Here is a 26,472-nt window from a genome sequence, read left to right as displayed (position 1 = left end):
CCGCTACTTCAGCCACCCCTTGTGCCGGAAGTACCAGAACGGCGCGACCACCGAGCCGACCATCAACGCCAGCGAGAACGGATAGCCGAACTGCCAGTTCAGCTCCGGCATGCGCTGGAAGTTCATCCCGTAGATGCTGGCGATCAGCGTCGGCGGCAGCAGCGCGACGCTGGCCACCGAGAAGATGCGGATGATCTTGTTCTGGTTGATGTTGATGAAGCCGACCGTGGCGTCCATCAGGAAGTTGATCTTGTCGAACAGGAAAGCGGTGTGCGAATCGAGCGAATCGATGTCGCGCATGATCTGGCGCGCTTCCTCGAACTGCTCGGCGTTCAGCAGCCGGCTGCGCATCAGGAAACTGACGGCGCGGCGCGTGTCCATCACGTTGCGGCGGATGCGGCCGTTCAAGTCCTCCGAACGGGCGATCGCGGCCAGCGCCTCGCCGGCCTCGGTGTCGCTCACGTCGGCCTTCAGCACCTGGGCACTGACGGCTTCGAGTGCGTCGTAGATGCCTTCGAGCGAGTCGGCCGAATACTCGGCGTCCATGTCGTACAGCTTGAGCAGCACGTCCTTGGCACCTTCGATGAGGCCCGGCATGCGGCGCCCGCGCAGGCGCAGCAGCCGGAACACCGGCAGGTCCTCGTCGTGGATCGAGAACAGCACGTTGTTGTGCAGGATGAACGCCGCGCGCACGTTGCGCGAGGTGTCGTCGTCCTCGATCAGGAAATCGCTGCGGATGTGCAGCTCACCGTTGTCTTCTTCATAAAAGCGCGCCGACTCTTCGAGATCGTCGCCGGTGATGTTGTCGGGAATTTGTACACCGAAACATCCGGCGATCCAGCCCTTTTCCTCGGGCGTGGGCGCTTCGAGGTCGACCCAGACGGGCTGCAGCCGCGTCAGCGTTTCGGGGCGGTCGATCTCTTCCTGATAGAGCCGGCCGTTGACCAGCGTGAACACATTGAGCATGCCATCTCCAACCAGGGCAGGAACCGCAGCCGGGCATCGGCCGACGCGGTGTGGTGGGCGTGAGGGGGGAAGCAGGAAACACAAGACCGTCTCACCCCACGACGCGTAGGCAAGCACCGCGACCCATCGAAGGTCGGGCGCCCCTGGCGGGAGCAGACGGTCACCGAGGGTGACTGTCCAAGGCGATTCTCCGTAGCGCTCCGTTGCACGAAGCGACTCAAGATTATGCACTCCGCCGTTGCGCCCTCGCAAACCGCCGCGCCGCGCCGGCCGCATCGAAAACGCCTGCCGCGTGCATCTTTCTCGCGATGCGCGGGTACTGCGGCGGGTACTACGGGTACTGACGGCCAAACCTAGAATGGATCGACCCGCTCACACTCGAGGACCCACGATGGATACCGCCGTTGCAACGACTTCCGTGATCCGGCAGCGTCTCGCGCTGCTGCGCGAGGCCATGGCGCAGGCAGGCGTGGCCGCCTGTGTGGTGCCGACAGCCGATCCGCATCTGTCCGAGTACTTGCCGGAGCGCTGGAAGGCGCGCGAGTGGTTGTCCGGCTTCACCGGGTCGGTGGCCACGCTGATCGTCACGGCCGAGGTTGCCGGGCTGTGGGTGGACAGCCGCTACTGGGTCCAGGCGGAAGCGGAACTGGCGGGCACCGGCATCGAGCTGATGAAGATCCCGACCGGCAGCAGCCAGCTCCACGTCGACTGGCTCGCCGAGCACATACCGGCCGGGCACACGGTGGCGGTCGACGCCCAGGTGCTCGGCTTGGCCGCGGCCCGCGCACTGCGCACCGCCCTGAACGCTAGGCAGGTCTCCTTGCGCACCGACCTCGACCTGGTCGATCAGGTCTGGCGCGAGCGCCCGGGCCTGCCGACGCCGCCGGTCTATGCGCATGTGCCGCCGCACGCGCCGCTGTCCCGCGTGGAGAAACTGGCGGCCCTGCGCGAGGCGATGCGCCGGCAGGGCGCGGATTGGCACTTCATCTCGACGCTGGACGACATCGCCTACCTCTTCAACCTGCGAGGCGCCGACGTGCCCTACAACCCGGTGTTCGTCGCCCACGCGCTGATCGGCCACGAGCAGGCCGTCTTGTTCCTCGACGAAGCCAAGGTCGATGCGCCCTTGCGCGACACGCTGGCGCGCGATGGGGTGCACACCGCTCCCTATGCGGAAGCCCCTGCCCGGCTCGCGCAACTCGACGGCAGCTTGTTGATCGACCCGCGCCGCGTCACCCTCGGGCTGCTGCAGGCAGTGCCCGAGTCGGTGCGGCGGGTCGAAGCGGTCAACCCGACCACCTACGCCAAGTCACGCAAGACCGAGGCGGAAAGCGCCTGCCTGCGCGAGACGATGGCGCACGACGGGGCCGCCCTGGCCGAGTTTTTTGCCTGGTTCGAAGACACCTTGGGCCGCGAGCGCCTCACCGAGCTGGACATTGACACCCGGATCACGGCGGCGCGCGCGCGCCGCCCGGGTTTCGTCAGCCCGAGCTTCGCGACGATTGCAGGCTTCAACGCCAACGGCGCGATGCCGCACTACCGCGCCACTCCGCGGTCGCATGCGGTGATCGAAGGCGACGGGCTGCTGCTGATCGACTCTGGCGGGCAGTATCTGGGCGGGACCACCGACATCACGCGGGTGGTGCCGGTCGGCACCGTGTCGGCCGAGCAACGGCGTGACTTCACGCTGGTGCTCAAGGCCATGATCGCGATGTCGCAGGCACGCTTTCCGCGCGGCATCCGCTCGCCGCTGCTCGACGCCATCGCACGCGCGCCCTTGTGGGCCGAAGGCCTGGACTACGGCCATGGCACGGGCCACGGTGTCGGCTACTTCCTCAACGTCCACGAAGGCCCGCAGGTGCTCTCCTATCATGCCGCCCCGGAGCCGCACACGGCGATGGAGCCCGGCATGGTGACGTCCATCGAGCCGGGCCTCTACCGACCCGGGCGCTGGGGCATCCGGATCGAGAACCTGGCCCTCAACCAGCCGGCGGGCTCGACCGAGTTCGGGGACTACCTGCGCTTCGAAACGCTGACCTTGTGCCCCATCGACACACGTTGCATCGAGCCCGGCCTGCTGGACCGCCGCGAGACCGACTGGCTCAACGCCTACCACTCGGAGGTGAGGCAACGCGTCGCGCCTCACCTGCAAGGGCGCGCGCTCGCCTGGCTGACCGCGCGGACGCAGCCGCTCTGAGCCCCGCGGCCAATCGAGCCGCCGTGCCGCGGCCCGTGTCGCCGACGCGCCGCCGCCCCTTCACACACGCCCGCCAACCGTAGGCCGGGGTCCCCGCTTGCTCCGCATCGTGTAGCATCCGCGGCCTCGTGGCAGACGGGCCGCGGTCGGCGTGTGTCGGCAGCAGCACCGGCTGTCCTACAAGGGGATGGGCTGCGCGGACGCACCGTCAGTCGTGAACTTTGTCGCGCTGCGGCTGCAGCGCGGCATGGGGCAAGGTCGCGACCCGATCGTTCGCATCGGAACAAAAAGCTAGCCCCCGCAAGCATTTACCTTTGATCTGAAGAACAACTACGGGACAACCCGAGTCCAGGCGCTTCGCAACGTTCGCAAGCCGTCGCCTTGCCCGCCCTTGTCGGGCAAAACGTGACGCAAGCAATGCCTTGCCCGTCAGCGTGTCAGACAATTACCGACATTGCGATTAGCCCCCGGCCTCTGTGGCTTCCACGCTTCCATGACTAAAGTTCACGACATGCCGCAGACGGATTCAGGAGTACCCACCATGCAGCCTCTCGATCACGCGACCAACCCCTTCGCGCTCATGACCGACCCGCAGGCTGTGTTGGCAGCGGTGCAGCTTTCCGACCGTCTGGCACGTCTGCAAAGCCGTGTGTACCGGCCGCTGGATCAGTCCCAGGAAGGGGGCCGACAGGCCGCCTCGCCGGAGGCTCCGGTCCGCGAAACCGCAGCGAGCGCGCTGCCCGAAACGGCCGCTTGATCCGGCGCCTGCACGCTGCAGGCCTGCCACCCACGAGACGAATGAGGACTGCGCCAGCAGCGCAGAGCCCAGGCTTTGCCATGGAAAACGCACCGATGCCCGCCACCGCCCAAAAAATCCAAGACCGTGCCGCCCTGGACGCGAGCATCCGACAGCACGCCCCCATGGTGCGGCGCATCGCCCAACGACTGATCTCGCGCCTGCCGGCCAACGTCGAGCTGGACGACCTGATCCAGGCCGGCATGATCGGCTTGACCGAAGCGCTGTCGCGCAGCGAGAACCCCGAAGGGCCGCAGTTCGAGGCCTTCGCCACCCAGCGCATTCGCGGTGCGATGCTGGACGAGTTGCGCGCAGGGGACTGGATCAGCCGCGACGCCCGGCGGCAGCACCGCGCCGCCGGTGTCGTGGCGCACAAGCTGGAACAGCAGCTCGGGCGCACCCCGCTGTCGTCGGAAGTGGCGCGCGAGATGGGCATCGGACTGGACGACTACCAGGACATCATGGCGCAGGCGCGCACCTCCCAGTTCGTCTCGCTCGACGAAATCTCCTCGTTCGACGACGAGGGCGAGAACAGCCCGCTCGAGAAGCAGTTCGCCGACCCGGAGGCCGACCCGCTGCGCCATGTCAGCGACTACCGCAAGCATGCCGCGCTGGTGCGTGCCATCGACACGCTGCCCGAGCGCGAGCGTCAGGCCCTGAGCCTGTACTACGAACACGACATGAGCCTGAAGGACATCGGCGCCGTGCTGGGCGTGACGGACTCCCGCGTCTGCCACTTGCATGCCCAGGCCTTCCAGCGCCTGCGCGTGAAGCTGCGCGACTGGTGAGCCGGCGCCGGCGACGGCGCGGGGGCACGTCGTCGTGCGCGCCGCCCTCCCTCGGGTGTCAGCCCAGCAGCAACTGCCTGACGCCCTCCGGCGCCATCGGCTTGGCCATCAGATAGCCTTGCAGCAGGTCGCAATCCAGCGACAACAGCTTGGCCCGCTCGTCCTCGGTCTCGACACCTTCGGCCACCACCTGCATCTCGAGCGCATGCGCGACGTCGATGATGGAGCGGATCAGCAGGGCCGCTTCCTGCGAGGTGCAGATGTCGCGCACGAAGGCCTTGTCGATCTTCAGCTTGCCGCACTTCAGGCGACGCAGATAGCTCAGCGAGCTGTAGCCGGTGCCGAAGTCGTCAATGGCCAGCCGGAAGCCCCGGCTGCGCAAAGATTCGAGCACCGAGTCAGGGCTGGTGATGTCCTCGAACACCGTGCTTTCGGTCAGCTCGAACTCGATCTCTTCGGGCGTCAGGCCCAGCTCCTTCAGCATGGCCAGAAACCGCTGCCGGTGTGTTTCGCGTTTGAACTGGGTCGACGCCAGGTTCAAGGCGATGCGCGGCGGTGCCCATCCCTGACGCCGCCATTCGTCGAGGTCGGCCCGCACCCGCCGCAGCCCGGCCAGCCCGAGCTCGACGATCAGGCCGGTGCTCTCGGCCAGCGGAATGAAGTCGCCGGGCATCACCCAGCCACGTTGCGGATGGCGCCAGCGCATCAGACCTTCCATGCCGACGGCGCGGCCGGTGGCATCGAAGATCGGCTGGTAGTGCAGCACCAGCTGCCCTTCGCCGATCGCCACCCGCAGGTCGGCCTCGAGTGAAGAGCGGCGGCGGATCTCCTCGCCGAGCGCGGAAGAGAAGAACCGGAACGCGTCCTTGCCCTCGCGCTTGGCCTGGTACATCGCGGCGTCGGCGCACTGCATTGCATCGTCCGCGTTGCGTGCGTCGCGCGGCAGCAGGGCGATGCCGACCGACACGCTGACACGCAGGTTCTCGCCGTCGAAGTCGATCGGTCGCGGCACCCGCTCGACGATGTCGGTCGCGACGCGGGCCGCGGCTTCTGCCGGCTGCACCGGCGCCTCCAGCAACACGGCGAATTCGTCACCCCCGATGCGCGCGACGACGTCCCCCGGGCGCACCAGCTTTTGCAGCCGCTCGGCCACCTCGCGCAACACTCGATCGCCGCCGCCGTGGCCGTTGAGGTCGTTGATCTGCTTGAAGTTGTCGACGTCGATGAACATCACCGCCTGCTGCGCCGCGCCGGCGACGGCCCGCTGAGCCGCCTCGTCCAGGCGCTCCTGGAAAGACGCGCGGTTGGGCAGGCCGGTCAAGGCGTCGTGCAGGGCAAGGTAACGGGTGCGTTCCTGCGCGGCCTGCACCCGCTGGCGCAAGCCGCGCGAGACGAAGGAAGACAGCAACAGCGCAATGCCGATGGTGCACGCCGCAGCGGCGCCGAACTTGATCAGGTCGTGCAGGATGGAGGTGCGGTCGCCCTCGACCACCAGCCGCCCGACCCTGGCGCCGCTGACCGTGACGTCGTGCGCGACGGTGGCTCGCCCCGCAAGGCGGCCCAGCCATCCCGGCTCGGCCGACTTGCGCCGGTAAGACGACAGCACGCTGCCGTTTTGCCGCAGCAGTTCGGCCGACACCACGTCGGGCGCCGCATCCAGCGTCAGCAAGACCTCCTGCGCATCGGGTACGGTGTCGAACACCAGCGCGGCGCCGCTGTTCTGGCCCACGATCTTCGCCTGCGTCGACATCTCGGCCCGGAAGCGCGCGTCCAGCTCGAGATATTGCACCACGGTGAGCAGGAGCACCGACACCAACATCGCAATGCAGGCAATCAGCACGTCGCGGTGCTTGACCAGCCGGGAAGACTCTGTGCGCATGGGGAATCTGTATCAGTCGTCTTTGACGAAACGTGCCAAGCGCAACAGCTTGGCACTGAACTCGATGCCGGCGCGACGCGCCGCGCCCAGGCCGACGTCGAAGGCGACCCGGCCGCTGTCGGACTGCAGGTTGAGCATCGCCCCCTGCTCGATCAGCCCGAGCCGGTCGCCGACGAGCAGCAGCCCCGGTCGTCCGGCTGGTGGCACGGCCGATGGCGAGCGCGACCCGAGATAGGCGATGTGACAGCTCGCCGCCTGCTCCGGCCCGGCTCGCCTGGCGTGCAAGGCACGGCCATTGACGTGCTGGCCCGCGAGCCGCGTCAGGGCCTGGGCGAACACGTCGTCCTCGAACACGCACAGCTCCAGTGCCTGGCCCTGCGTCAGTCGCTCGCTGGGCCATTGCACGAACAACAGCACCCGGTAGACGATTTGCGCCTTCAGTTCCGGCTCGCTGATCGCTTGCGCCATGACCGCACCGCCGCTGCTCGGGCCGAGCAGCAGCAGGTACAGGCAAAGGAGGAGGCGCGGACCGGTCATGCCAGGGGCTCCGCTCAGAAGCGCGACTGCCAGGTCAGCTCGATCTGCCGGCGCGGCTGGCGCACGCGGTCGTCCAGCAGGGCCGGGGTCGAGGGGTCGTCGTAGCGGACGTCGCCCAGGTTGGTCACGCGCAGCAGTGCGTGGTGGCGCGTCGAGAGCTTGTAGCGCAGCGTGGCATTGCCCACGACATAGCCGGGCACCTTGCCTTCGCGCGTGAGCCGCAACCCCATCGCGCGCATTTCCAGTGCGCCTTCGAAATGGGGGCCCAGCGGCGCCACCAGGCTGCCCTTCACCAGCCAGCGAGGTGAGTTGCTGAGGCGCGCCCCGTGCGATCTCGCATCGTGGAGGCCGGCGCTGCCGCGCACCTGCAGGCCACCCGCGCGTGCGTGTTCCAGCTCCACTTCCAGCCCTTCGGCGTGCGCCGAGCGCTGGTTGCGGTACTGGGACACGCCCTCGGGCAGCTGCTCCATCTCGATCATCCCGTCGACCTGGTAGCGGTAGAGGCTGGCCGCCAGGCGGGTACGGTCGTCGAGGGCCTGCTCCCAGGACAGCTCGACGGTGTTGACATGCTCGCGGTCGAGGCCCGGGTTGGGAATCTGCGTGACGCCGCCGTCTTCGTAGTAGCGTTCGTTCAGATTGCCGCTGCGGAAGGCGCGGCCACCCATCAGCTTGAGCGCCTGGCCCTCGGCGGGCCGGTAGACCAGCGCGGCGCGCGGCGACCACTCGGCGCCACCGCCGTTGACGGTGTCGAGGCGCAGCCCGCTGGTCAGCGTCCAGCGCTCGGCCAGGCGGTATTGATCCTGCACGAACACGCCGGCACTGCCGCCCCGGCTGGTGTGGTCCAGATAGCTGGCAGGCGGGTCGACGTCGTAGTTGCGCAGCCGCGCATGCAGCACCTTGCGGCCCTCCACGCCCAGCACCACCGTGTGGTTGGGCCGACCGCGCCAGGTCGCGCGGTATTCGGCGTTGAGCCAGTCACCCTCGAGCCGGTCGACGTTCTTTACCGCCTCTGCATAGGCGTAGTGGCCGTCGTAGCGGTAGTGGCTCAAGGACACCCGGGCCTGGGGATGCCAGCTGCCGGACGCACCCGGGTCCCAGAGGCCGTCGACGAACACGGTGGTGTCGATGTATTCGGTTCCGTCGACCCCGAACTCCGTCTCATAGGGGGCAGTCGCCTGCCCCTTGGTGCGCCGGCTGCCTGCGAGCGTGACCCGCCAGGGTCCGTCCTTGTACTTGCTGTAGAGCGCCGCGTAGCGCGCGTCTTCCAGCCCGGCCACCCGGCCCGACGGGTTGTCGGGGCTGCCATAACTGGGCAGGTAGAGGGTCTCGCCGTCGCTGCCGTAGGCGGCGATGCCGACGAACACGTCCTGGCCACCCGACAGCACCGTGCCGTACTGACCCACGATGCGGCGCGTGCCGAACGAGGCCGAGGTGGCCTCGACTTTCAGCCCCGGTGCATCGGCGCCGTCCAGCATCACGAGGTTGGCGGTGCCAAACAGGGCGTTGCCGCCGTAGATCGACGACGACGGACCGGCGATGAATTCGAGCCGTTTGATCCACTGCGCCAGCACGGGCTGGTCGTATTCCACCATCACTTGGTCGAACACCACGTCGTTGGCGCGATAGCCGTCGATGAGCATCAACGTGCGCACGTTGTAGTCGCCCGGCCGGTTCAGCCCGCGCACGCCGATGGCAGTGGCGCCACGGTCGCTGGTGGTATAGACGCCGGGCACGGCCTGCAGCACGTCCGCGAGGGTGGTGTAGCCCTTGGCCGCGATCTCCTCGCGGCGGATCACCGTCACGCGAGCCGGCGCGTCCAGCGTGCTCTGTGGATACTTTGAGACCGACTGCACTTCGAGCGTGACGAGCTGCTCCAGCAGCGACAGGTCGTCGCTGGCCGCGGCGCCCGGCGCCGCGGCCGCGAGCGCGCAGGCAAGCAGCGCCGCATGGGCCAGCGGCGCCGGATTCGGCCCGGTGCGAAAACGAGTCCGCACGGGGTACGACGTGGATCGTGAGGACATGGGGCAGGGAAGTTGGCTGGGGGTCCGCACCCCCTGATGCGCTATCGGCATAGGGCGCAGGGACTTTAGCCAGGCGACCGCCCGCCGCGGCCTCCCAGGCCGCACCCGCGGCAGCTGGAACGGCTTTCCGAGGAATCGTGCACGGCCGCGGCATGGCGCTGAAGGTGGGCGGCGTCGGCGCCGCAACGCAGCGCCTGGAGGAGGTCGCCCGGCGGGGCCCGGGCGGGGCATGCCGCCGGCAGGCAGTGCTGACAGCGCAATAGGAGTGAGTGATCACCCGCGCGGAAGGCCTGGCCGACGCGACCCAGACGCTTCGCCAGAGAGCGACCCCAGCGGTCGCGCGGCGGCGCTTGCGCGCCTACGCGGCGCCGCGATCCGCGTCTGGCGCGTCGCCCGGGCTGCGGGATCGCACAGCGCCCGCTGCTCCGTGGCCCGCGCCCACCCCGTATGCGGCGGCGGAGCGCGGCGTGGTCAGCGTTCCGTACGCTTCCCGCTCGAAGCGGTTGTCGAAATAGGGGTGGCCTCCGCGCACCAGCTGCCAGAGGCTGGAGCCCAAATAGAGGGGGAAGAACAGCAGGCCCAGCTGTTCATACTGGCGCACATGCACATGCTCGTGGCGGCGGCAGGCGCTCAGGGCCAGGCGGTCGACGCCGAGAATGACGTGGCCGAAGGTGATGGCCGAGAAACGCAGCGGTTGCGGCAGCCAGCGCTGCCAGCGCGAGAGTCGACCGCCGCCGACTTCGAGCACCCCGTCGACGAGGGCGGCCCCGCCGCCGCAAGCCCAGCAGGGCAGGGCCAGCAACAGGCCCACGGCGCTCGCCGGCGCTGCCCACACGTAGCGCCAGCAGGTGAGCAGCATGCGGCTCGGTGTCATTGGATTACCTTTGTGCTGCGCACTGCGGTGCGAGCCTCCTTCGGGCGGCCGGGCGGGAGTCCATGGGTACCTCCGTGCTGCGCACTGCGTGTGAGCCCCCTTCGGGCGGCCGGGCGGGAGTCATGGGTACCTCCGTGCTCCGCACTGCGTGTGAGCCCCCTTCGGGCGGCCGGGCGGGTGCTCGCGCGGCCCGCGCTCACTCTCCGAGCGCTTCAGCCAGCTCCTTGCAGGAGGGCTTGCAGACCATCTCGGTCTTGCCGAGCAACTTCTTCGACTGCAGTTGATCCGGGGTGCGGTGTTTGCCGCATTTGAAGCACGAACGGGTGTTGGCCTTGCTTGCGAACGGAGAACCGACGGTTTTCGAACGGTAGCGCAGGCCGTCGTCGTTGATGCGGGTGGTGACGGTCTTGGTCATGGATGGGGTGCCTCCAAGGTGACCTGGGTAATTGGGGATCAAACCGTGATTTTCCAGTGCCCGCCGACTTTGCGCCACCAGGGGCCCCTAAACCCGGCCGATTGTGCTCTCCGCGGCGCCGCCGGCGACGGCCCCATCGAACGCCCAGCACCCCCCGTGCCAGCACCTCACGCGGGATCGGTCTGCGCCGGCAAGGCCTGCCCGCTGCGCTCGCGCAGCCACAGCGACACCATCAAACAGGCCGCCGCCCAACCCGCCCCGAGCGCCCAGCCGGCCAGCACGTCGCTGGGCCAGTGCACCCCGAGGTAGACCCGGCTGAGCCCCACCAGCGCTGTGATGCTGGCCGCCGATGCAAGGATGTAGACAGCTGCCTTGCGGCTGCTCTGCAGGCTTGCCAGCAAGGCGCCGAGGGTCAGGAACACCACGGCGGACGACGTGGCATGGCCGCTAGGAAAGCTCAAAGTGAGCACCGGCACGCCGTGCGGCACCAGGTCGGGGCGGGGCCGCTGCACCAGCAGTTTCAGAACATGACTGGCGCCGGCGCCCCCGGCCACCGAACACAGCACGATCAGCGCCGTGCCCCATTTGCGGAGCAGCAGCAAGTAGCCGAGCGTCGACAGCGCCAGCAAGGCCAGCACTGCCGTGCTGCCGAGCGCGGTGATGTCGCGCATCATCAATTCAACCCACCACGGCCCCAGCGGGTCGGTGGGGTCGGCCGGATTGCGCAAGGCCAGCAGCAAGGCGCGGTCGATCGCCAGCGGCTCACCCTCGACCACGGCCTCCGCGAGCACCAGGAAGACAGACGCCGCCACCGCGGCCACCGCCGCAAGGGCCAGGCCGAGCGCCAGCCGCCGGCGCTGGCGCAGGCCCAGTCCGACCTGCCGGCGCCATTCGGACGCGGTCGCGCGCCAGCCCTGCGGGCGGTGCGGGCGCCGGGGCCGGACCGGCGGCTTCACGGCGTCGGTTCCGCGCGTCGGGTCAATAGAGAATGCGGCAACGGATCGTGCCTTCGATCGAGCACAGGTTGCCCAGCGCGATCTCGCTGGCCGAGGCGTCGACGTCGACCACGACGTAGCCGACATGCTCGTTGGTCTGCAGGTACTGCGCGGCGATGTTGATGCCCACCTCCGAGAATCGCTCGTTGATGCGCGCCAGCACGCCGGGCACGTTGTGGTGGATGTGCAGCAACCGGCACTTGCCGGTGTGCTCCGGCAACGACACCTCCGGGAAATTGACGGCAGAGACCGTCGAGCCGTTGTTGCTGTAGCGGATCAGCTTGGCCGCCACCTCGCGCCCGATGCTTTCCTGGGCTTCCAGGGTCGAGCCGCCGATATGGGGCGTCAGGATGACGTTCTCGAAGCGCGTCAGCGGCGAATCGAAGCCGGCATCGTTGCCCTGGGGTTCGACCGGGAACACATCGATCGCCGCCCCGAGCAGGTGTTTGGCATCGAGCGCGGCGACCAGCGCATCGATGTCGACCACCGTGCCGCGCGACGCGTTGATGAGGTAGCTGCCCGGCTTCATCTGCGCCAGCTGCGCCGCGCCGATCATGTTCTGGGTGGCGGGCGTTTCGGGCACGTGCAGGCTCACGACGTCCGCCGTCGACAGCAGTTCCTGCAGCGAAGCGACCTGGCGGGCGTTGCCCAAGGGCAGCTTGGCTTCGACGTCGAAGAACACCACCCGCATGCCCAGGTGTTCGGCCAGCACCCCGATCTGCGTGCCGATGTGGCCGTAGCCGACGATGCCCAGCGTCTTGCCGCGCGCCTCGTAGGAGTTGGCCGCGCTCTTGACCCAGCCGCCGCGGTGCAGGATGGCGTTCTTCTCGGGGATGCCGCGCATCAGCATGATCATCTCGGCCAACACCAGTTCGGCCACGCTGCGGGTGTTGGAAAAGGGCGCGTTGAACACCGGAATGCCGCGCTTGGCGGCGGCCGGCAGGTCGATCTGGTTGGTGCCGATGCAGAAGGCGCCGATGGCCGTGAGCTTCGGGGCCCGGTCGAGCACCTCGGCGGTGAGCTGGGTGCGGGAGCGGATGCCGACGAAGTGCGCGTCGCCGATCGCCTCCGCGAGGGCGTCGCCGACCAGCGCCTTCGCATGGGCGTGGACCTGCGTGTAGCCATCGCGTGCCAGCGCTTCGACGGCGGACGGATGGATCCCTTCCAGCAACACGAACTTCAGTTTGTCCTTTTGGACCGACAGGCGTGCAGACATCGCGTGTGTTCCTATTTAATGGTTCATGTGAGGGTTCAGCGGCGGCGGCCCTCCCGTTCCGGGGCGGCGCTTCCCGGCAGTGTGCCGACCCTCCCACCGGCCTGCCAGCCCACGCACAGGAAGCCCTGCCGCGCGCGTGCCTTGGGATTGTGCAGCGGCCTCGCCGGCGCGCTGAGGGCAGCCGTCAACGAAACCCCTCACAATGGCGCACCATGCGCCTGGCTACGCTACTGCCCTTACGCGCCGTCGCCTTCCTCGGCCACGTGATGCTGTCCGCCGCGTCGTTGCTGCGCGGCCGCTGGCGTTTCCGCACCCGCGACTTGACCCGGGCGGCGGCCGACAGCAGCGCACGCGCCCTGCCCATCGTGACGGTCGTCAATCTCCTGGTCGGCTCCATCCTCGCCTTCGTCGGCGCGGTGCAGCTGATGAAGTTCGGTGCCGGCATCTTCGTCGCGGACCTGGTCGGCATTGCCGTGGCACGCGAGATGGCCGCGGTGATCACGGCCGTCGTGATGGCCGGTCGCACAGGCGCGGCATTTGCTGCCGAGCTGGCAACCATGCAGACCAACGAAGAGGTGGACGCCCTCGAGGTGCTCGGGCTGCATGCCGTGGACTACCTGGTGCTGCCGCGCGTGGTGGCGCTGCTGATGGCGATGCCGCTGCTGTATGTGTACGCGTGCTTGACGGGCCTGGTGGGCGGCTTGCTGGTGGGCGCGGGCATGCTCGACCTGGCGCCGGCGGCCTATTTCGAGCGCACCTTCGAAGCCCTCAGCTGGGAACACCTCGGCCTGGGCTTCGCCAAATCCTTCGTGTTCGGCGGGCTGGTCGCCGTAACCGGCTGCTACTTCGGCCTCTATGCGCAACGCAATGCGGCCGGTGTCGGCAACGCCACCACGCAAGCGGTCGTGTTCAGCATCGTTGGCGTGATCGCGCTCGACGCGGTGTTTGCCGTCTGCGCCAACGCGCTGGGGATTTGAGATGACGCTGCTCACCGTGCGAGACCTCGAAATGCGCTTCGGCGACCGGCTGATCCAGCGCAACATCTCGTTCAGCATCGAACGCGGCACCGTGTTCGCCATCATGGGCGGCAGCGGCTGCGGCAAGAGCACGCTGCTGCGGCACCTGATCGGCTTGCTGGCGCCCGCCGCCGGCCATATCGACTACGAGGGCGTCGACTACTGGGCCAGCGACGAGGCACAGCGGATGAAACTCAGGGCCGGCTTCGGCATGCTGTTCCAGAGCGCCGCGCTGTGGTCGTCGATGACCCTGCTCGAGAATGTCTGCCTGCCGCTGGAACAACACACACGCCTGAACCGCGAGCAACGCGAAGCGCGCGCCCGGGAGGTGCTGGAATGGGTGGGGCTGCGCCAATTCGAAAGCTACTACCCGTCCGACATCAGTGGCGGCATGAAAAAACGCGCCGGCCTGGCGCGGGCGATCGCGGTGGAGGTGCCGCTGCTGTTTCTCGACGAGCCGTCGGCCGGCCTCGACCCGATCAGTTCCAAGCGGCTCGACGACTTGATCCTCGACGTGCGCGAACGCACCGGCGCGGCGGTCGTCATCGTCAGCCACGAACTGCCCAGCCTGCTGGCCATCGCCGATGACGGCATCTTTCTCGATGCCGACAGCAAGCAGCCCATCGCACACGGCAGCCCGCGGCAATTGCGCGATGATGCGCAGCATCCCACGGTGCGGGCTTTCCTGCGCCGAGAAGAACCTGCGGCGCCCGCCGGTGCGCCTCTTCCAGCCCCCGCTTCCACATGAAACGTCACGCATTGCTCGTCGGCAGCTTCGTCATCGGCGCCTTGGTGCTGATCGTCCTCACCATCGTCTGGCTCAGCGGCAGCAGCCTGTTTCAGCAGCAGTTGCGTGCGGTGATCTATTTCGAAGGCAGCGTCAAAGGGTTGTATGTCGGGGCGCCGGTCACCTTCCGCGGCGTGCCCGTGGGCCAGGTGGAGTCGATCGGGATCGAGGTCGACGACAACTCGCTCGATGCTCGCATCCCCGTGCGGGTCACACTGCGCGAAGACGCCGTCCGTTTCGGCCATGCCGACACCGACACCGCCATCAACCTGCCCGACCTCGTGCGCCGTGGCCTGCGCGCGCGCATGGTCGCCCAGAGTTTCGTGACCGGCCAGAAATTGATCGACCTCGATTTCCTGCCCGGCACGCCGGCGACCCAGATGGGGTCGAACCGCGAACCGGAGATCCCGGCGGTCGCCGACCGCTTCGGCGCGCTGGTGGATCAAGTGGCCGAGCTGCCGCTGCGCGAAACGGTCCAGGACTTGCGGCGCACACTGGTATCGCTGCAGACAACGCTCGACAGCACGCGCAGCACGCTGGAGCTGTCCAGCAAGGAAATCGCCAGCACCGCGGGAGAAGCACGCAAGACGCTGAACGTCGCCTCGACCGCGCTGCAACAGGTGCAAGGGCAAGCCACCGCCACGCTCGCATCGGTCGCCAAGCTGTCGGACGCGACCCGCGAGACCGTGCTCGCGGCGCGGCCCGAGCTGCAGACGACGTTGAGCGGCGCCCGCGAAGCAGCAGAGTCGGCCCGGCTGGCGATGGACCGCGTCGCCGAGCTGACGGCGCCCGGCGCCCCCCTGCGCGCCGACCTGGACTCCGCGGTGCGCGACCTGTCGCAGGCCGCCCGCGGTTTGCGCGAATGGAGCGAATTGCTCGAAGAAAAACCCAACGCCGTCATCTTCGGCGCCGACCGCCCATGACACCTGTACGCCGCCCCGCCTGCCGTCCGCTCGTCGGCCTGCTGCTGCTCGCCGCCCTGGCCGGCGGCTGCGCCAACGACAAGCCCCCCTCGACGCTGCTGACCCTGCCGCCCGCCACGCTGCGGACGCCCCCGGCCACCGCCCCGGGACAAGCCCTGGCGCTCGCCGTGCGGCGCGTCGCCGTCCCGGAATATTTGCTGACGCGGCGGGTGCGCTACCGCGCCGACAGCAGCACGCTGGCCGAGTGGCCGCAGACCTATTGGGCCGAGCGTTTCGAAGTGGGGGTGACGCGCGAGTTCATCGCCGCGCTGCGCCAGGCGCTGCCCGGTTGGACGATCTGTGAAGGCAGTTGCACCGACCGGGTGGCCGACCTCAGCCTGAACGTCGACCTGGCGCCGCTCGACTATCAGCGCGCCCAGCGTTTGCTGACCGCCGATGCGCGCATCACGCTCGCATCCCCCTCGCTGCAGCCCCGCACGCAGCCCCTGGTCGAACGTCGCCTCGAGGTGCACAGCCAGACCGATACGCCCCAGGGACAGGCGCAAGCGCTGATCGAAGTGCTGCAGACCTTGGCGGTCGACACCGCCACCGGGCTGCGCAAGCTGAACCCGAACCGCCGCTGAGGGCACGCCGGGCAGCAGCGGACAGCACCGGCCCGGTGCGGTGCCGGGCATGTGTCTCGATCGAGATGCGTCCGCTGTGCAGCTATTGCTGCAACTGTGCATGATGGCCCAAAACGATGCGTCTGTTGACGCCCGACAAGGGCATTTCGGGTATTCCCGCCACACGCTTGTCACATGGGCAGGACGGCGGCACACTGGGTTCAACAAGCCTCGTCTGATGCCCCCTCTTCTCTCCCCCTCTTTCTTGCTTCCCCTCTCTGTGTTCCCCTCATAAGAGCATCCCCGCAACCCCCTCGGAAAGGAGGACTTATGAATCTGACGATCAGCGGCCACCACCTGGAAGTCACCCCGGCCTTGAGAGAGTACGTGCTCACGAAGCTGGACCGGGTCACACGGCACTTCGATCAGGTGGTGGATATCAACGTGTTACTGAGCGTTGAAAAGCTGAAGGAGAAGGAACGTCGCCAGAAGGCCGAGGTCAACCTTCACGTCAAGGGCAAGGACATCTTCTGTGAAACCTCTCACGAAGATCTGTACGCGGCGATCGACCAGCTGATGGACATCCTCGATCGCCAAGTCGTCAAGCACAAGGGGCGCGTGCAAGATCACCACCACGAGTCCATCAAGCGGATGGACGGCTCAGCGGGTGAAAGCCCGCAGTAAGCCAAATTCCAATACCCTGTTTCAGGGGCGGCCTCCGGGCCGCTTTCGATTTGTAACTCCTACTTCGCACACCGCTTGCTGCGTCGCAACAAGGGGAGCACAATCGACAAACTCATCGCCAGGAGGCCGAGGCCCGGCAGGGTATCCTCGCTCCCTATAATGCAACGTTTTATGCAACGTTTTGTCACTGCCTTCGCGCAGGCCCGAGCCCCGGCGGCCCCTCTTGCCGGTGCTTCACCCCTTGCGCCGTGACCCAGATGAACCGTCTCGCCGCCATCCTCCCCGCCAGCAATGTGCTGGTGAACGTGGACGCCACTAGCAAGAAGCGGGCCTTCGAACAGGCCGGTTTGTTGTTTGAAAACCAGCACGCCATCGCGCGCGCCACGGTGACGGACAACCTGTTCGCCCGGGAACGGCTGGGCTCCACCGGGCTGGGACACGGCGTGGCCATCCCGCACGGCCGCATCAAAGGCCTGAAGAACCCGCAAGCCGCGGTGCTGCGCGTGCAGCAGCCGATTCCTTTCGACGCCCCGGACGACCAGCCGGTGCTGCTGCTGATCTTCCTGCTGGTGCCCGAAGCCGCGACCCAGCGCCACCTCGAGATCCTCTCCGAAATCGCTGAACTGCTGTCCGACCGTGAGCTGCGCGAGCGGCTGAAGTCGGAAGCCGACGCGGCCAAGGTGCACGAGTTGATCTCGAACTGGGAGCCCCTGAAGTCGGTCGCGTAAGCGGTCGATCCTCGTTCTCACCTCTCGGCGACGCTTGAAACCCACTGTTATCAGCGCGGAGGCCTTGTTCGAAGGCCAGCGCGCGGACCTCAAATGGCACTGGATCGCCGGCCACGCCCACCCAGAGCGGCGCTTCGACGAAGTGGCGGTGCGCGACGCGCAGTCGGCCGCTGACCTCGTCGGCTACCTCAACTACATCCATCCCTATCGGGTCCAGATCGTCGGGCGCCGCGAGGTCGAATACCTGTCGATCGCGAGCCCGGAGGATCAGGCGCGGCGCATCTCGCGGATCGTGACGCTGGAGCCGCCCGTGCTGGTGGTGGCCGACGGGCAGACCCCGCCCGACCAACTCGTGGCGATGTGCGAGCGGGCGGAAATTCCGCTGTTCGTGACCGAGGAATCGGCCGGCTTCGTGATCGACGTGCTGCGCAGCTATTTGTCGCTGCACTTTGCCGAGCGCACCACGCGCCACGGCGTGTTCATGGACATCCTGGGCCTGGGCGTGCTGCTCACCGGCGAGTCGGGTCTGGGCAAGAGCGAACTCGGTCTCGAGCTGATCTCGCGCGGCAACGGCCTGGTGGCCGACGATGCGGTCGACCTCTACCGGGTGTCGCAGAGTGCGATCGAGGGGCGCTGTCCCGAGCTGCTGTTGAACCTGCTCGAGGTGCGCGGCATCGGCCTGCTGGACATCAAGGCGATCTTCGGCGAGACCGCGGTGCGTCGCAAGATGCGGCTGAAGCTGATCGTCCACCTGGTGCGCAAGGAGACGATGGAACGCGACTTCGAGCGCCTGCCCTACGAGCCACTGTACGAAGACATCCTCGGTGTGCCGGTGCGCAAGGTCGTGATCGCCGTCGACGCCGGCCGCAACCTGGCCGTGCTGGTCGAGGCCGCGGTGCGCAACAGCATCCTGCAGCTGCGCGGCATCGACACCTACAAGGAATTCATCGAACGCCACCAACAGGCGATGCTGCGCGGCGAGTAGCGCCGCGCCATCTGGCGTGCGACGCGCCGCTCAGCGGTCGATCGGGTGGGGGTGGGTCTGGCCCTGGCTCCGGCAGCCTTCGCGGCCGCACACCACGTAAAGCGACAGCGAGTGGTCCTGCAGCTCGTAGCCGCGCTCCTTGGCGATCTGCTGCTGGCGTTTTTCGATCTCGGCGTCGTAGAACTCTTCGACGCGGCCGCACACCACACAGATCAAGTGATCGTGGTGCTTGCCCTCGTTGAGCTCGAACACCGCCTTGCCGGCCTCGAAGTGGTTGCGCGACAGCAAACCGGCCTGCTCGAACTGCATCAATACGCGGTAGACCGTTGCGAGGCCGATGTCCGAACCCTCCGCCAGCAGCGCTTTGTACACATCTTCGGCGGTCATGTGCCGCTGTTTGCCGGCCTGGAACACTTCCAGGATCTTCAGGCGGGGCAAGGTGGCCTTCAGGCCGCTGCTTTTCAGTTCATCGACATTGGTCATGGGCGGCTCCTGGCGCCGGGGCAAGACTGGCGGCGCAAGCCCTGCCGGTAGAATCGGTCAATCATATCGAGGTTGCGTGCGCTCAGCGTGCGCCGGCACCCATATCCCTATGTATTCCATCATTCGTTGGGGCCGCTTGGTCGGCCCGCTGGCCGCAGCGGCCGCGCTTTGCGGCTGTGGGTCGCTGCAGTCGAGCGACAACGTTCTGGGCTTCGTCACGCCCTATCGCATCGAGGTCGTGCAAGGCAACGTCGTGACCCGCGAGATGGCCGCGGCCGTCAAGCCCGGAATGAGCCGTGCGCAGGTGCGCGACATCCTCGGGTCGCCGCTGCTCACCGACGCCTTCCACACCGACCGTTGGGACTACATCTTCACCATCCGCCGCAGTGGTGCAGAACCGCAGCGGCGTGTCGTGACGGCCCATTTCCAGGGTGAGCAACTGAGCCGGCTCGAAGCCGACGACGCGCTGCCCACCGAGGCCCAGTTCGTCGCGTCGATCGACACCTTCAAGAAGCGCGGCAAGACGCCGCAGCTCGAGTTGACCGAACAGCAGCTGCAGGCCTTGCCGACGCCGACGCCGAAGCCGCAGCCCGGCGAGGCCGAACCGGCACCGCCGCCGGCCCGCACCTACCCGCCGCTCGAACCCTGACGCGGCGGCGCCGCCGCCGCCGCACCCCGACCGTCTTTCCACTGGAGCGCCTGCTCATGAACCACCGCATTGCCATCGCCGGCTGTTCCGGCCGCATGGGTCGATTGCTGATCGAAACCGTGCTCGGCGCCGAAGACTGCGAACTCGCCGGCGCCCTCGACCAGCCCACCAGCCCGGCCGTCGGTCAGGACGCCGGCGCCTTCCTCGGGCGCAACAGCGGCGTGGCGATCGCCAGCGACCTGCGCACTGGTCTGCGCGACGCCAACTACCTGATCGACTTCACCCGGCCGGAAGGCACGCTGGCCCACCTGCGGTTGTGCCGGGAGCTGGGCGTCAAGGCGGTGGTCGGCACTACCGGCTTCAGCGACGCGCAAAAGGCCGAAATCGCCGAGATCGCGCGCGACGTGGCGATCGTGATGGCGCCCAACATGAGCGTCGGCGTGAACGTGGTGCTCAAGCTGCTCGACGTGGCGGCCCGCGCGCTGAGCCAGGGCTACGACATCGAAATCATCGAGGCACACCACCGCCACAAGGTCGACGCGCCGAGCGGCACGGCCCTGAAGATGGGCGAGGTGGTGGCCGAGGCGCTGGGACGCGACCTGAAGCAGTGCGCCGTCTACGGCCGCGAAGGCGTGACCGGCGAACGCGACCCCTCGACGATCGGCTTCGCCACCGTGCGCGGCGGCGACATCATCGGCGACCACACGGTGCTGTTTGCCGGCATCGGCGAGCGCATCGAGGTCACGCACAAGTCGTCGAGCCGCGCCACCTACGCCCAGGGCAGCCTGCGCGCCGTGCGCTTCCTGGCCGGCCAGGCAAAAGGCCTGTTCGGGATGGAACACGTGCTCGGCATGGCCTGACGCCGCGTCGACACGCCGCCGGACGATGGACTCCTTCGACAACTTCTGGCTGACCGGCGACGCGGTGGCCCGCGGCGTCGCGCTGCTGCTGCTGGCGATGTCGATCGCCGGCTGGGTGTTGATCTTCTGGAAAACCTGGCTGCTGCGCCGGGTGCGCCGCGACATCGCCCGCGGCGTGCCGGCGTTCTGGGCCTCGCCCGACGTCGGCGAGGCCGAGCGCCGCCTGGCCGCCCTCGACCGCGAAGCGGTGCTGCGCCCGCTGCTGGCCGCCGCGCTGCACGCGCCCCCGCCCGGCACGCTCGAAGCCGGCGGCCGGCTCGATTCGCAGCTGACCCGGCGTCTGCGCGACGCCTTGCACGCAGTGCTCCACCAGCTGCAGTTCGGCCAGGTGTTGCTGGCCTCGATCGGCAGCACCGCGCCCTTCATCGGCCTGTTCGGCACGGTCTGGGGCATCTACCACGCGCTGATCGGCATCGCCGGCGAAGGCCAGATCGCGATCGACAAGGTGTCGGGCCCGGTCGGCGAGGCGCTGGTGATGACCGCCGCAGGGCTGGCGGTGGCGATCCCCGCCGTGCTGGCCTACAACGTGTTCGGCAAGCTGGTGGGCGCCTGCGAAGCCGAGCTGGAAGGTTTTGCCCACGACCTGCGCGAAATGATGTGCCCCGGCGCGGGGGAGGCCGGCTGATGGCCTTCGGCCGCCTCGAGCGCAGCAGCGGCCCGGCGCCGATCAGCGACATCAACATGACACCGCTGATCGACGTGATGCTGGTGTTGCTGGTGATCTTCATGATCGCCGCACCGTTGATGACCGGCAGCCTCAAGCTCGAACTGCCCAAGAGCGACGCCGCCGCGCCAGGCGACGCCCCGCGTTCGCTCGCCGTCGCGCTGGACGCGGCCGGCAAGCTCTATCTCGACGGCGCGCCGCTGGCGCCCGAAGCGCTGGCCAGCCGCGCCGCCGAAGCCGCCCGGCGCGACCCCGCCACCGAGGTGCAGCTGCAGGCCGACCGCCGCGTGCCCTACGGGCAGGTGGTCGAGCTGATCGGCACGCTGCAAAAAGCCGGGCTGGTGCGCATCGCCTTCGTCGCCGAGCCCGAGCCGGCCGCCAGCCGCTGAGCAGGGCCGAGGGCGACCTCGGCCGCCTCGCTTCCTATAATCGACGACCACTTTTTCGATCCGAGCAGGACCGGCCCCGCCGGGGCCACCACCCGATGAACACCGAACATCCCAACGCCTACAACCCCCGCGAGGTCGAGCCGGCCGCACAAGCCGATTGGCGCGCGCGCGACGCCTACCGTGTCGTCGAGGACCGCAGCAAGAAGAAGTTCTACGCCTGCTCGATGCTGCCCTATCCCTCGGGCAAGCTGCACATGGGCCACGTGCGCAACTACACCATCAACGACATGTTGGCGCGCCATTTGCGGATGAACGGCTACAACGTGCTGATGCCGATGGGGTGGGACGCCTTCGGCCTGCCGGCCGAGAACGCCGCGCTGAAGAACCGCGTGCCGCCGGCGCAATGGACCTACGACAACATCGCCTACATGAAGAAGCAGATGCAGGCGATGGGCTTGGCGATCGACTGGTCGCGCGAGGTCGCCACCTGCGACCCGAGCTACTACAAGTGGAACCAGTGGCTGTTCCTGAAGATGCTCGAGAAGGGCATCGCCTACCGCAAGACCCAGGTGGTCAACTGGGACCCGGTCGACCAGACCGTGCTGGCCAACGAGCAGGTGATCGACGGCCGCGGCTGGCGCACCGGGGCACCGGTCGAAAAGCGCGAGATCCCCGGCTACTACCTCAAGATCACCGACTACGCGGACGAGTTGCTCGACCAGGTGCAGCACCACCTGCCGGGCTGGCCCGAGCGCGTGCGGCTGATGCAGGAGAACTGGATCGGCAAGAGCGAAGGCGTGCGCTTCGCCTTCCGGCACGACATCCGTGACGCCGGCGGCCAGCTGATCCAGGACGGCAAGCTCTACGTCTTCACGACCCGTGCCGACACCATCATGGGCGTGACCTTCTGCGCGGTCGCGCCCGAGCACCCGCTGGCCCAGCACGCCGCGGCCGGCAACGCGGCGCTGGCCGCCTTCATCGAAGACTGCAAGAAGGGCGGCACCACCGAAGCCGAGCTGGCGCTGAAGGAAAAGGAAGGCCAGCCGACCGGCCTGTTCGTCACCCATCCGCTGACCGGGGACCAGGTTGAGGTGTGGGTCGGCAACTACGTGCTGATGAGCTACGGTGACGGCGCGGTGATGGGCGTGCCCGCGCACGACGAGCGCGACTTCGCCTTCGCGAAGAAATACGGCCTGCCGATACGCCAGGTGGTGGCGGTCGAAGGCGAAAACTACTCGACCGACGCCTGGGCCGAGTGGTACGCCGACAAGCAGCGCGGCATCACGATCAACTCCGGCCGCTATGACGGCCTGCGCTACAAGGAAGCGGTCGACGCGATCGCCGCCGCCCTCGCGGCACTTGGCCTGGGCGAGAAGAAGACCACCTGGCGTTTGCGCGACTGGGGCATCAGCCGCCAGCGCTACTGGGGCACGCCCATCCCCATCATCCACTGCCACGAATGCGGCCCGGTGCCGGTACCCGAGCAGGACCTGCCGGTGGTGCTGCCGCTGGACTGCGTGCCCGACGGCAGCGGCAACCCGCTCAACAAGCGCGCCGACTTCCTCAACGTGGCCTGCCCCAAGTGCGGCAAGCCGGCGCAGCGTGAAACCGACACGATGGACACCTTCGTCGATTCGTCGTGGTACTTCATGCGCTATTGCGACCCGACCAACGAGCAGCAGATGGTGGCCGGCGGCGCGCAGTACTGGATGCCGGTCGACCAGTACATCGGCGGCATCGAACACGCCATCCTGCACCTGCTGTACGCGCGCTTCTGGACCAAGGTCATGCGCGACCTCGGCCTGGTCACGGTCGACGAGCCGTTCACCAAGTTGCTGACGCAGGGCATGGTCTTGAACCACATCTATTCGCGCCGCACCGACAAGGGTGGCGTCGAATATTTCTGGCCGCAGGAAGTCGAGAACCAGTACGACGAACACGGCAAGATCGTCGGCGCCAAGCTCAAGCAGGACGGCTCGCCCATCGACTACGGCGGCGTCGGCACCATGAGCAAGTCCAAGAACAACGGCGTCGACCCGCAGGACCTCATCGACACCTACGGCGCGGACACCGCCCGATTGTTCGTGATGTTCGCTTCGCCGCCGGAGCAGACGCTGGAGTGGAACGACGCCGGCGTCGAAGGCGCGCACCGCTTCCTGCGCCGCGTCTGGAACTACGCGCAGACCCACCGCGAGCAGATCGGCGAGGTGCTGCCGGAAGGCCTGGCCGCCGAGCTGATCTATGCCGCTGCGCCGGCCGACGTCAAGAAGCTGCGCCGCGAGGTGCACAAGCTGCTGCAGCAGGCCAGCTACGACTACGAGCGCATGCAGTACAACACCGTCGTGTCGGCCTGCATGAAGCTGCTGAACACGCTGGAAGGTTTCGACGCGCAGCAGCATCCCGACCGGCATTACGCCAGCTGGGCGGTGCACGAGGCCGTGGGCATCTTGTTGCGCGTGCTCTACCCGGCCTGCCCGCACCTGACGCATGCCCTGTGGCAGCAACTCGGCTACACGGCGCAGTACGGCGATTTGCTCGACGCCCCCTGGCCGCATGTGGACGAGGCCGCGCTGGTGCAAGACGAGATCGAGTTGATGCTGCAGGTCAACGGCAAGCTGCGTGGCGCCGTCACGGTGCCGGCGTCGGCCGACAAGGCGGCCATCGAGGCGGCGGCCCTCGCGTCGCCCGATTTCGTCAAGTTCGCCGAGGGCAAGCCGGTCAAGAAGGTCGTGATCGTGCCGGGCCGTCTCGTCAACGTGGTGGTCTGACGCGTGGCGGCCCGACTGTCGCGCCGCCTGTGGCTGAGTGCCGTGGCGGCCCCGCTGTTGCTGTCGGCCTGCGGCTTCCAGCTGCGCGGCGCACCGAGCTTCGCCTTCCGCAGCATCCAGCTCGGCTTCTCGCCGCGCTCCGAACTCGGCATCGAAGTGCGCCGCCAACTGGTCGCCGCGCCCGACATGCGTGTGGTGGAGGCGTCCAAGGATGCCGAGGTGGTACTCGAGGTATTCGAAGACAGCAGCGATCGCTACGTGACGGGCAAGACCTCGACCGGCCAGGTGCGCGAGATCGCCGTGCGTGCACGACTGCGCTTCAGGCTGCGGACCCCGGACGGGCGCGAGCTGATCCCCGAGACGCTGATCCAGCCGAACCTGGTGCTGAGCTACAACGAGAGCGCGGCGCTGGCCAAAGAGAGCGAAGAGGCCGAAGTGCTGCGCGAAATGCGCCAGGACATCACCCAGCAGCTGATGCGGCGGCTGGCGGCAGCGAAGTTGTGACCCGGAAGGTGTTGTGATGCAGTTGCGCCTGGATCAGCTCGCCGCCCACCTTCAACGTGAGCTGCGCCCGCTCTACACGCTTTACGGCGACGAGCCGCTGCTGGTGCAGGAAGCCTGCGATGCCATCCGTGCGGCCGCGCGCACCGCCGGGCACCATGAGCGCACCGTCCACCACGTGGTGGGCGCTCATTTCGATTGGGGCGAGTTGCTGGGGGCAGCGCAGGCCCTGAGTCTGTTCGCCGACAAGCGTCTGATCGAGATCCGCATCCCGGGCGGCAAGCCCGGCAAAGAGGGATCCGACGCGCTGCAGCGCTACTGCCAACATCTGGGCGAGGACCTGGTCACCATCGTGATGCTGCCGCGCCTGGACAAGGCCACCCAGTCGAGCGGCTGGTTCGCCGCGCTCGACGGCGCCGGCGTCACCGTGCGCATCGACCCGATCGAGCGCAAGCAGCTGCCGGCCTGGATCGCCCAGCGCCTGGCGGCGCAAGGGCAGCGCGTGCAGGGCGGCGAAGCGGGGCAGCGCACGCTGGCCTTCTTCGCAGACCGGGTGGAAGGCAACCTGCTCGCCGCCCACCAGGAGATCCAGAAGCTGGGCCTGCTCTACCCGGCGGGCGAGCTGAGCTTCGAACAGGTCGAGGTGGCGGTGCTGAACGTCGCACGCTACGACGTGTTCAAGTTGTCAGAGGCGGTGCTGGCCGGCCAGGTGAGCCGTGTGTTGCGCATGCTCGACGGCCTGGAAGCCGAGGGCGAGGCTGCGGTGCTGGTGCACTGGACCCTGGCCGAAGACATTCGGGCGCTCAAGCGCGTGAAAGACGCGATGCTCGCCGGGCGTCCGCTGCCGATGGCGCTGCGCGAACAGCGCATCTGGGGCGTCAAGGAGAAGCTGTTCGAGCGGGTGCTGCCGCGTCTGTCGGACACGAGTGTCGACGCTTTGCTCGATGCCGCCCAGATCTGCGACGGCCTCGTCAAAGGCCTGCGCCATCCGCAGTGGCCGTCCGACCCCTGGGCCGCCTTGCGCCGCTTGGCGTTGATGACGGTCGAAGCGGTCGGCACCCCACAAAGCCCGCGCGAGGCCGAAGGGCGCTGGCTGGCCCTGCGCGCCTGACCGCCGGGCCGGGCCGATCCGCCCGCGCTCAGTCGCTGCTGACGATGGCCAACAAACGCGCCAAGGCGTGGCGCACCGCACCGCTGCGCACCTCACGCCGATCGCCCTTGAAACGCACACATTCGGCGCTAACCGGCGCATCCCCGCGGCCGAAGCCGAACCACACCGTGCCGACCGGCTTGGCCTCGCTGCCACCGCCCGGGCCGGCGATGCCGGTCACCGACACCGCCACCTGCGCGCGCGCATGCTGCAAGGCGCCCATCGCCATGCCCATCGCCACCTCGCGGCTGACCGCGCCGTGGCGCGCAATCATCTCGGCCGGCACGCCCAGCAGCTCGGTCTTGGCCTCGTTGGAATAGGTGACGTAGCCCCGCTCGAACCAGTCGCTGGAGCCGGCCACCGACGTGCAGGCGCCGGCGATCAGGCCGCCGGTGCACGACTCGGCCGTGACCAGCCGCAGGCCGCGGGCGGCCAGGACCAGGCCGAGTTGGGTCGCGAGCGTGTCGGTGTCGACGGACGCCGCCGCCGCATCAGATGCCGAAGGGCCCATCATCAAGGTCTCTCCCGTGTCGAGGCCC

General features: G+C 68.1%; 27 protein-coding genes. 17 read left to right on the top strand and 10 right to left on the bottom strand.

Annotation, left to right across the window (positions count from 1 at the left end):
* Positions 1 to 3: 3 nt before the first annotated feature.
* Positions 4 to 966, bottom strand: a complete 963-nt coding sequence (gene corA, locus AAW51_RS01505; RefSeq protein ID WP_047193212.1) for a magnesium/cobalt transporter CorA — start codon at positions 964 to 966, stop codon at positions 4 to 6.
* Positions 967 to 1,357: 391 nt separating this feature from the next.
* Here corA and AAW51_RS01500 point away from each other — a divergent pair, with 391 nt between their 5' ends.
* From AAW51_RS01500 to AAW51_RS01490, 3 genes are all read left to right on the top strand, one after another.
* Positions 1,358 to 3,163, top strand: coding sequence for an aminopeptidase P family protein (locus tag AAW51_RS01500; protein ID WP_047193211.1), 1,806 nt, complete (start codon positions 1,358 to 1,360; stop codon positions 3,161 to 3,163).
* Positions 3,164 to 3,704: 541 nt separating this feature from the next.
* Positions 3,705 to 3,920, top strand: a complete 216-nt coding sequence (locus tag AAW51_RS01495; protein WP_047193210.1) for a hypothetical protein — start codon at positions 3,705 to 3,707, stop codon at positions 3,918 to 3,920.
* Positions 3,921 to 4,015: 95 nt separating this feature from the next.
* Complete coding sequence (locus AAW51_RS01490; RefSeq protein WP_047197261.1) at positions 4,016 to 4,747, top strand: RNA polymerase sigma factor FliA; 732 nt, start codon at positions 4,016 to 4,018, stop codon at positions 4,745 to 4,747.
* Positions 4,748 to 4,805: 58 nt separating this feature from the next.
* On the opposite strand, the gene AAW51_RS01485 is transcribed toward AAW51_RS01490, so the two are convergent.
* From AAW51_RS01485 to serA, 7 genes are all read right to left on the bottom strand, one after another.
* Complete coding sequence (locus tag AAW51_RS01485) at positions 4,806 to 6,626, bottom strand: putative bifunctional diguanylate cyclase/phosphodiesterase (RefSeq protein WP_053013237.1); 1,821 nt, start codon at positions 6,624 to 6,626, stop codon at positions 4,806 to 4,808.
* 12 nt (positions 6,627 to 6,638) lie between these two features.
* Positions 6,639 to 7,163 carry a YfiR family protein gene (locus AAW51_RS01480; protein WP_047193209.1) on the bottom strand — a complete coding sequence of 175 codons (525 nt, stop codon included), beginning with the start codon at positions 7,161 to 7,163 and terminating at the stop codon, positions 6,639 to 6,641.
* 14 nt (positions 7,164 to 7,177) lie between these two features.
* Positions 7,178 to 9,157: a TonB-dependent receptor plug domain-containing protein gene (locus AAW51_RS01475; RefSeq protein ID WP_047193208.1), complete on the bottom strand. Its 1,980-nt coding sequence runs from the start codon at positions 9,155 to 9,157 to the stop codon at positions 7,178 to 7,180.
* 385 nt (positions 9,158 to 9,542) lie between these two features.
* A complete protein-coding gene (locus tag AAW51_RS01470) occupies positions 9,543 to 10,058 on the bottom strand; it encodes a signal peptide prediction (RefSeq protein ID WP_238947724.1) in 516 nt (171 codons plus the stop codon).
* A 196-nt stretch (positions 10,059 to 10,254) separates the two neighbouring features.
* Entirely contained in the window at positions 10,255 to 10,473 is a 219-nt protein-coding gene (locus AAW51_RS01465; protein ID WP_047193207.1) for a hypothetical protein, read from the bottom strand.
* Positions 10,474 to 10,640: 167 nt separating this feature from the next.
* The gene (locus AAW51_RS01460; protein WP_238947723.1) at positions 10,641 to 11,429 is read right to left on the bottom strand and encodes a phosphatase PAP2 family protein; all 789 of its coding nucleotides are present in this window, start codon (positions 11,427 to 11,429) and stop codon (positions 10,641 to 10,643) included.
* Between the two features lie 22 nt (positions 11,430 to 11,451).
* Positions 11,452 to 12,684, bottom strand: a complete 1,233-nt coding sequence (gene serA / locus AAW51_RS01455; RefSeq protein WP_047193206.1) for a phosphoglycerate dehydrogenase — start codon at positions 12,682 to 12,684, stop codon at positions 11,452 to 11,454.
* A gap of 212 nt (positions 12,685 to 12,896) precedes the next feature.
* On the opposite strand from serA, the gene AAW51_RS01450 reads away from it, so the two are divergent.
* From AAW51_RS01450 to hprK, 7 genes are all read left to right on the top strand, one after another.
* The gene (locus AAW51_RS01450; RefSeq protein WP_053013236.1) at positions 12,897 to 13,661 is read left to right on the top strand and encodes an MlaE family ABC transporter permease; all 765 of its coding nucleotides are present in this window, start codon (positions 12,897 to 12,899) and stop codon (positions 13,659 to 13,661) included.
* Between the two features lies 1 nt (position 13,662).
* The gene (locus AAW51_RS01445; protein ID WP_047193205.1) at positions 13,663 to 14,448 is read left to right on the top strand and encodes an ABC transporter ATP-binding protein; all 786 of its coding nucleotides are present in this window, start codon (positions 13,663 to 13,665) and stop codon (positions 14,446 to 14,448) included.
* Complete coding sequence (locus AAW51_RS27720; protein ID WP_083437987.1) at positions 14,445 to 15,410, top strand: MlaD family protein; 966 nt, start codon at positions 14,445 to 14,447, stop codon at positions 15,408 to 15,410. The genes AAW51_RS01445 and AAW51_RS27720 overlap by 4 nt, the downstream gene beginning before the upstream one ends.
* Positions 15,407 to 16,033, top strand: coding sequence for a PqiC family protein (locus tag AAW51_RS27715; protein ID WP_053013234.1), 627 nt, complete (start codon positions 15,407 to 15,409; stop codon positions 16,031 to 16,033). The genes AAW51_RS27720 and AAW51_RS27715 overlap by 4 nt, the downstream gene beginning before the upstream one ends.
* 309 nt (positions 16,034 to 16,342) lie before the next feature.
* A complete protein-coding gene (gene hpf, locus AAW51_RS01435) occupies positions 16,343 to 16,696 on the top strand; it encodes a ribosome hibernation-promoting factor, HPF/YfiA family (RefSeq protein WP_047193204.1) in 354 nt (117 codons plus the stop codon).
* A gap of 257 nt (positions 16,697 to 16,953) precedes the next feature.
* Positions 16,954 to 17,424, top strand: coding sequence for a PTS sugar transporter subunit IIA (locus tag AAW51_RS01430; RefSeq protein WP_047193203.1), 471 nt, complete (start codon positions 16,954 to 16,956; stop codon positions 17,422 to 17,424).
* A gap of 34 nt (positions 17,425 to 17,458) precedes the next feature.
* On the top strand, positions 17,459 to 18,409 hold the full coding sequence (hprK, locus tag AAW51_RS01425) for an HPr(Ser) kinase/phosphatase (RefSeq protein WP_047193202.1): 951 nt from the start codon (positions 17,459 to 17,461) through the stop codon (positions 18,407 to 18,409).
* A 30-nt stretch (positions 18,410 to 18,439) separates the two neighbouring features.
* On the opposite strand, the gene fur is transcribed toward hprK, so the two are convergent.
* Positions 18,440 to 18,892, bottom strand: coding sequence for a ferric iron uptake transcriptional regulator (fur, locus tag AAW51_RS01420; RefSeq protein WP_047193201.1), 453 nt, complete (start codon positions 18,890 to 18,892; stop codon positions 18,440 to 18,442).
* Between the two features lie 109 nt (positions 18,893 to 19,001).
* Between fur and AAW51_RS01415 the strand changes: the two genes are divergently transcribed.
* The 7 genes from AAW51_RS01415 to holA all read left to right on the top strand — a co-directional run bounded on the left by AAW51_RS01415 (position 19,002) and on the right by holA (position 25,894).
* The gene (locus tag AAW51_RS01415; protein ID WP_047193200.1) at positions 19,002 to 19,541 is read left to right on the top strand and encodes an outer membrane protein assembly factor BamE; all 540 of its coding nucleotides are present in this window, start codon (positions 19,002 to 19,004) and stop codon (positions 19,539 to 19,541) included.
* Positions 19,542 to 19,597: 56 nt separating this feature from the next.
* A complete protein-coding gene (gene dapB, locus AAW51_RS01410; protein ID WP_047193199.1) occupies positions 19,598 to 20,401 on the top strand; it encodes a 4-hydroxy-tetrahydrodipicolinate reductase in 804 nt (267 codons plus the stop codon).
* Positions 20,402 to 20,426: 25 nt separating this feature from the next.
* Positions 20,427 to 21,086 carry a MotA/TolQ/ExbB proton channel family protein gene (locus tag AAW51_RS01405; RefSeq protein WP_047193198.1) on the top strand — a complete coding sequence of 220 codons (660 nt, stop codon included), beginning with the start codon at positions 20,427 to 20,429 and terminating at the stop codon, positions 21,084 to 21,086.
* Positions 21,086 to 21,514: an ExbD/TolR family protein gene (locus tag AAW51_RS01400; protein WP_047197256.1), complete on the top strand. Its 429-nt coding sequence runs from the start codon at positions 21,086 to 21,088 to the stop codon at positions 21,512 to 21,514. Before AAW51_RS01405 ends, AAW51_RS01400 begins: the two co-directional genes overlap by 1 nt.
* A 95-nt stretch (positions 21,515 to 21,609) precedes the next feature.
* Positions 21,610 to 24,282 (top strand): leucine--tRNA ligase, encoded by a 2,673-nt coding sequence (gene leuS / locus AAW51_RS01395; RefSeq protein ID WP_047193197.1) that lies wholly within the window; start codon positions 21,610 to 21,612, stop codon positions 24,280 to 24,282.
* Between the two features lie 3 nt (positions 24,283 to 24,285).
* Entirely contained in the window at positions 24,286 to 24,786 is a 501-nt protein-coding gene (locus AAW51_RS01390) for an LPS-assembly lipoprotein LptE (RefSeq protein ID WP_053013233.1), read from the top strand.
* 16 nt (positions 24,787 to 24,802) lie between these two features.
* Positions 24,803 to 25,894 carry a DNA polymerase III subunit delta gene (holA, locus tag AAW51_RS01385; RefSeq protein ID WP_047193196.1) on the top strand — a complete coding sequence of 364 codons (1,092 nt, stop codon included), beginning with the start codon at positions 24,803 to 24,805 and terminating at the stop codon, positions 25,892 to 25,894.
* Between the two features lie 28 nt (positions 25,895 to 25,922).
* Here holA and AAW51_RS01380 read toward each other — a convergent pair whose 3' ends face one another.
* Positions 25,923 to 26,447 (bottom strand): CinA family protein, encoded by a 525-nt coding sequence (locus AAW51_RS01380; protein WP_083437985.1) that lies wholly within the window; start codon positions 26,445 to 26,447, stop codon positions 25,923 to 25,925.
* Between the last annotated feature and the right edge of the window lie 25 nt (positions 26,448 to 26,472).

Origin of the sequence: Caldimonas brevitalea (assembly GCF_001017435.1) — a bacterium.
Classification (GTDB): domain Bacteria; phylum Pseudomonadota; class Gammaproteobacteria; order Burkholderiales; family Burkholderiaceae_C; genus Caldimonas; species Caldimonas brevitalea.
This window is presented reverse-complemented; position numbering and strand designations above follow the sequence as displayed.

What these genes read in the sequence shown, in the direction of transcription:
- corA (WP_047193212.1), bottom strand. Translation starts at nt 966, where the DNA reads ATGCTCAATGTGTTCACGCTGGTCAACGGCCGGCTCTATCAGGAAGAG.
- AAW51_RS01500 (WP_047193211.1), top strand. Translation starts at nt 1,358, where the DNA reads ATGGATACCGCCGTTGCAACGACTTCCGTGATCCGGCAGCGTCTCGCG.
- AAW51_RS01495 (WP_047193210.1), top strand. Translation starts at nt 3,705, where the DNA reads ATGCAGCCTCTCGATCACGCGACCAACCCCTTCGCGCTCATGACCGAC.
- AAW51_RS01490 (WP_047197261.1), top strand. Translation starts at nt 4,016, where the DNA reads ATGCCCGCCACCGCCCAAAAAATCCAAGACCGTGCCGCCCTGGACGCG.
- AAW51_RS01485 (WP_053013237.1), bottom strand. Translation starts at nt 6,626, where the DNA reads ATGCGCACAGAGTCTTCCCGGCTGGTCAAGCACCGCGACGTGCTGATT.
- AAW51_RS01480 (WP_047193209.1), bottom strand. Translation starts at nt 7,163, where the DNA reads ATGACCGGTCCGCGCCTCCTCCTTTGCCTGTACCTGCTGCTGCTCGGC.
- AAW51_RS01470 (WP_238947724.1), bottom strand. Translation starts at nt 10,058, where the DNA reads ATGACACCGAGCCGCATGCTGCTCACCTGCTGGCGCTACGTGTGGGCA.
- AAW51_RS01465 (WP_047193207.1), bottom strand. Translation starts at nt 10,473, where the DNA reads ATGACCAAGACCGTCACCACCCGCATCAACGACGACGGCCTGCGCTAC.
- serA (WP_047193206.1), bottom strand. Translation starts at nt 12,684, where the DNA reads ATGTCTGCACGCCTGTCGGTCCAAAAGGACAAACTGAAGTTCGTGTTG.
- AAW51_RS01450 (WP_053013236.1), top strand. Translation starts at nt 12,897, where the DNA reads ATGCGCCTGGCTACGCTACTGCCCTTACGCGCCGTCGCCTTCCTCGGC.
- AAW51_RS01445 (WP_047193205.1), top strand. Translation starts at nt 13,663, where the DNA reads ATGACGCTGCTCACCGTGCGAGACCTCGAAATGCGCTTCGGCGACCGG.
- AAW51_RS27720 (WP_083437987.1), top strand. Translation starts at nt 14,445, where the DNA reads ATGAAACGTCACGCATTGCTCGTCGGCAGCTTCGTCATCGGCGCCTTG.
- AAW51_RS27715 (WP_053013234.1), top strand. Translation starts at nt 15,407, where the DNA reads ATGACACCTGTACGCCGCCCCGCCTGCCGTCCGCTCGTCGGCCTGCTG.
- hpf (WP_047193204.1), top strand. Translation starts at nt 16,343, where the DNA reads ATGAATCTGACGATCAGCGGCCACCACCTGGAAGTCACCCCGGCCTTG.
- AAW51_RS01430 (WP_047193203.1), top strand. Translation starts at nt 16,954, where the DNA reads ATGAACCGTCTCGCCGCCATCCTCCCCGCCAGCAATGTGCTGGTGAAC.
- fur (WP_047193201.1), bottom strand. Translation starts at nt 18,892, where the DNA reads ATGACCAATGTCGATGAACTGAAAAGCAGCGGCCTGAAGGCCACCTTG.
- AAW51_RS01415 (WP_047193200.1), top strand. Translation starts at nt 19,002, where the DNA reads ATGTATTCCATCATTCGTTGGGGCCGCTTGGTCGGCCCGCTGGCCGCA.
- dapB (WP_047193199.1), top strand. Translation starts at nt 19,598, where the DNA reads ATGAACCACCGCATTGCCATCGCCGGCTGTTCCGGCCGCATGGGTCGA.
- AAW51_RS01405 (WP_047193198.1), top strand. Translation starts at nt 20,427, where the DNA reads ATGGACTCCTTCGACAACTTCTGGCTGACCGGCGACGCGGTGGCCCGC.
- AAW51_RS01400 (WP_047197256.1), top strand. Translation starts at nt 21,086, where the DNA reads ATGGCCTTCGGCCGCCTCGAGCGCAGCAGCGGCCCGGCGCCGATCAGC.
- leuS (WP_047193197.1), top strand. Translation starts at nt 21,610, where the DNA reads ATGAACACCGAACATCCCAACGCCTACAACCCCCGCGAGGTCGAGCCG.
- holA (WP_047193196.1), top strand. Translation starts at nt 24,803, where the DNA reads ATGCAGTTGCGCCTGGATCAGCTCGCCGCCCACCTTCAACGTGAGCTG.
- AAW51_RS01380 (WP_083437985.1), bottom strand. Translation starts at nt 26,447, where the DNA reads ATGATGGGCCCTTCGGCATCTGATGCGGCGGCGGCGTCCGTCGACACC.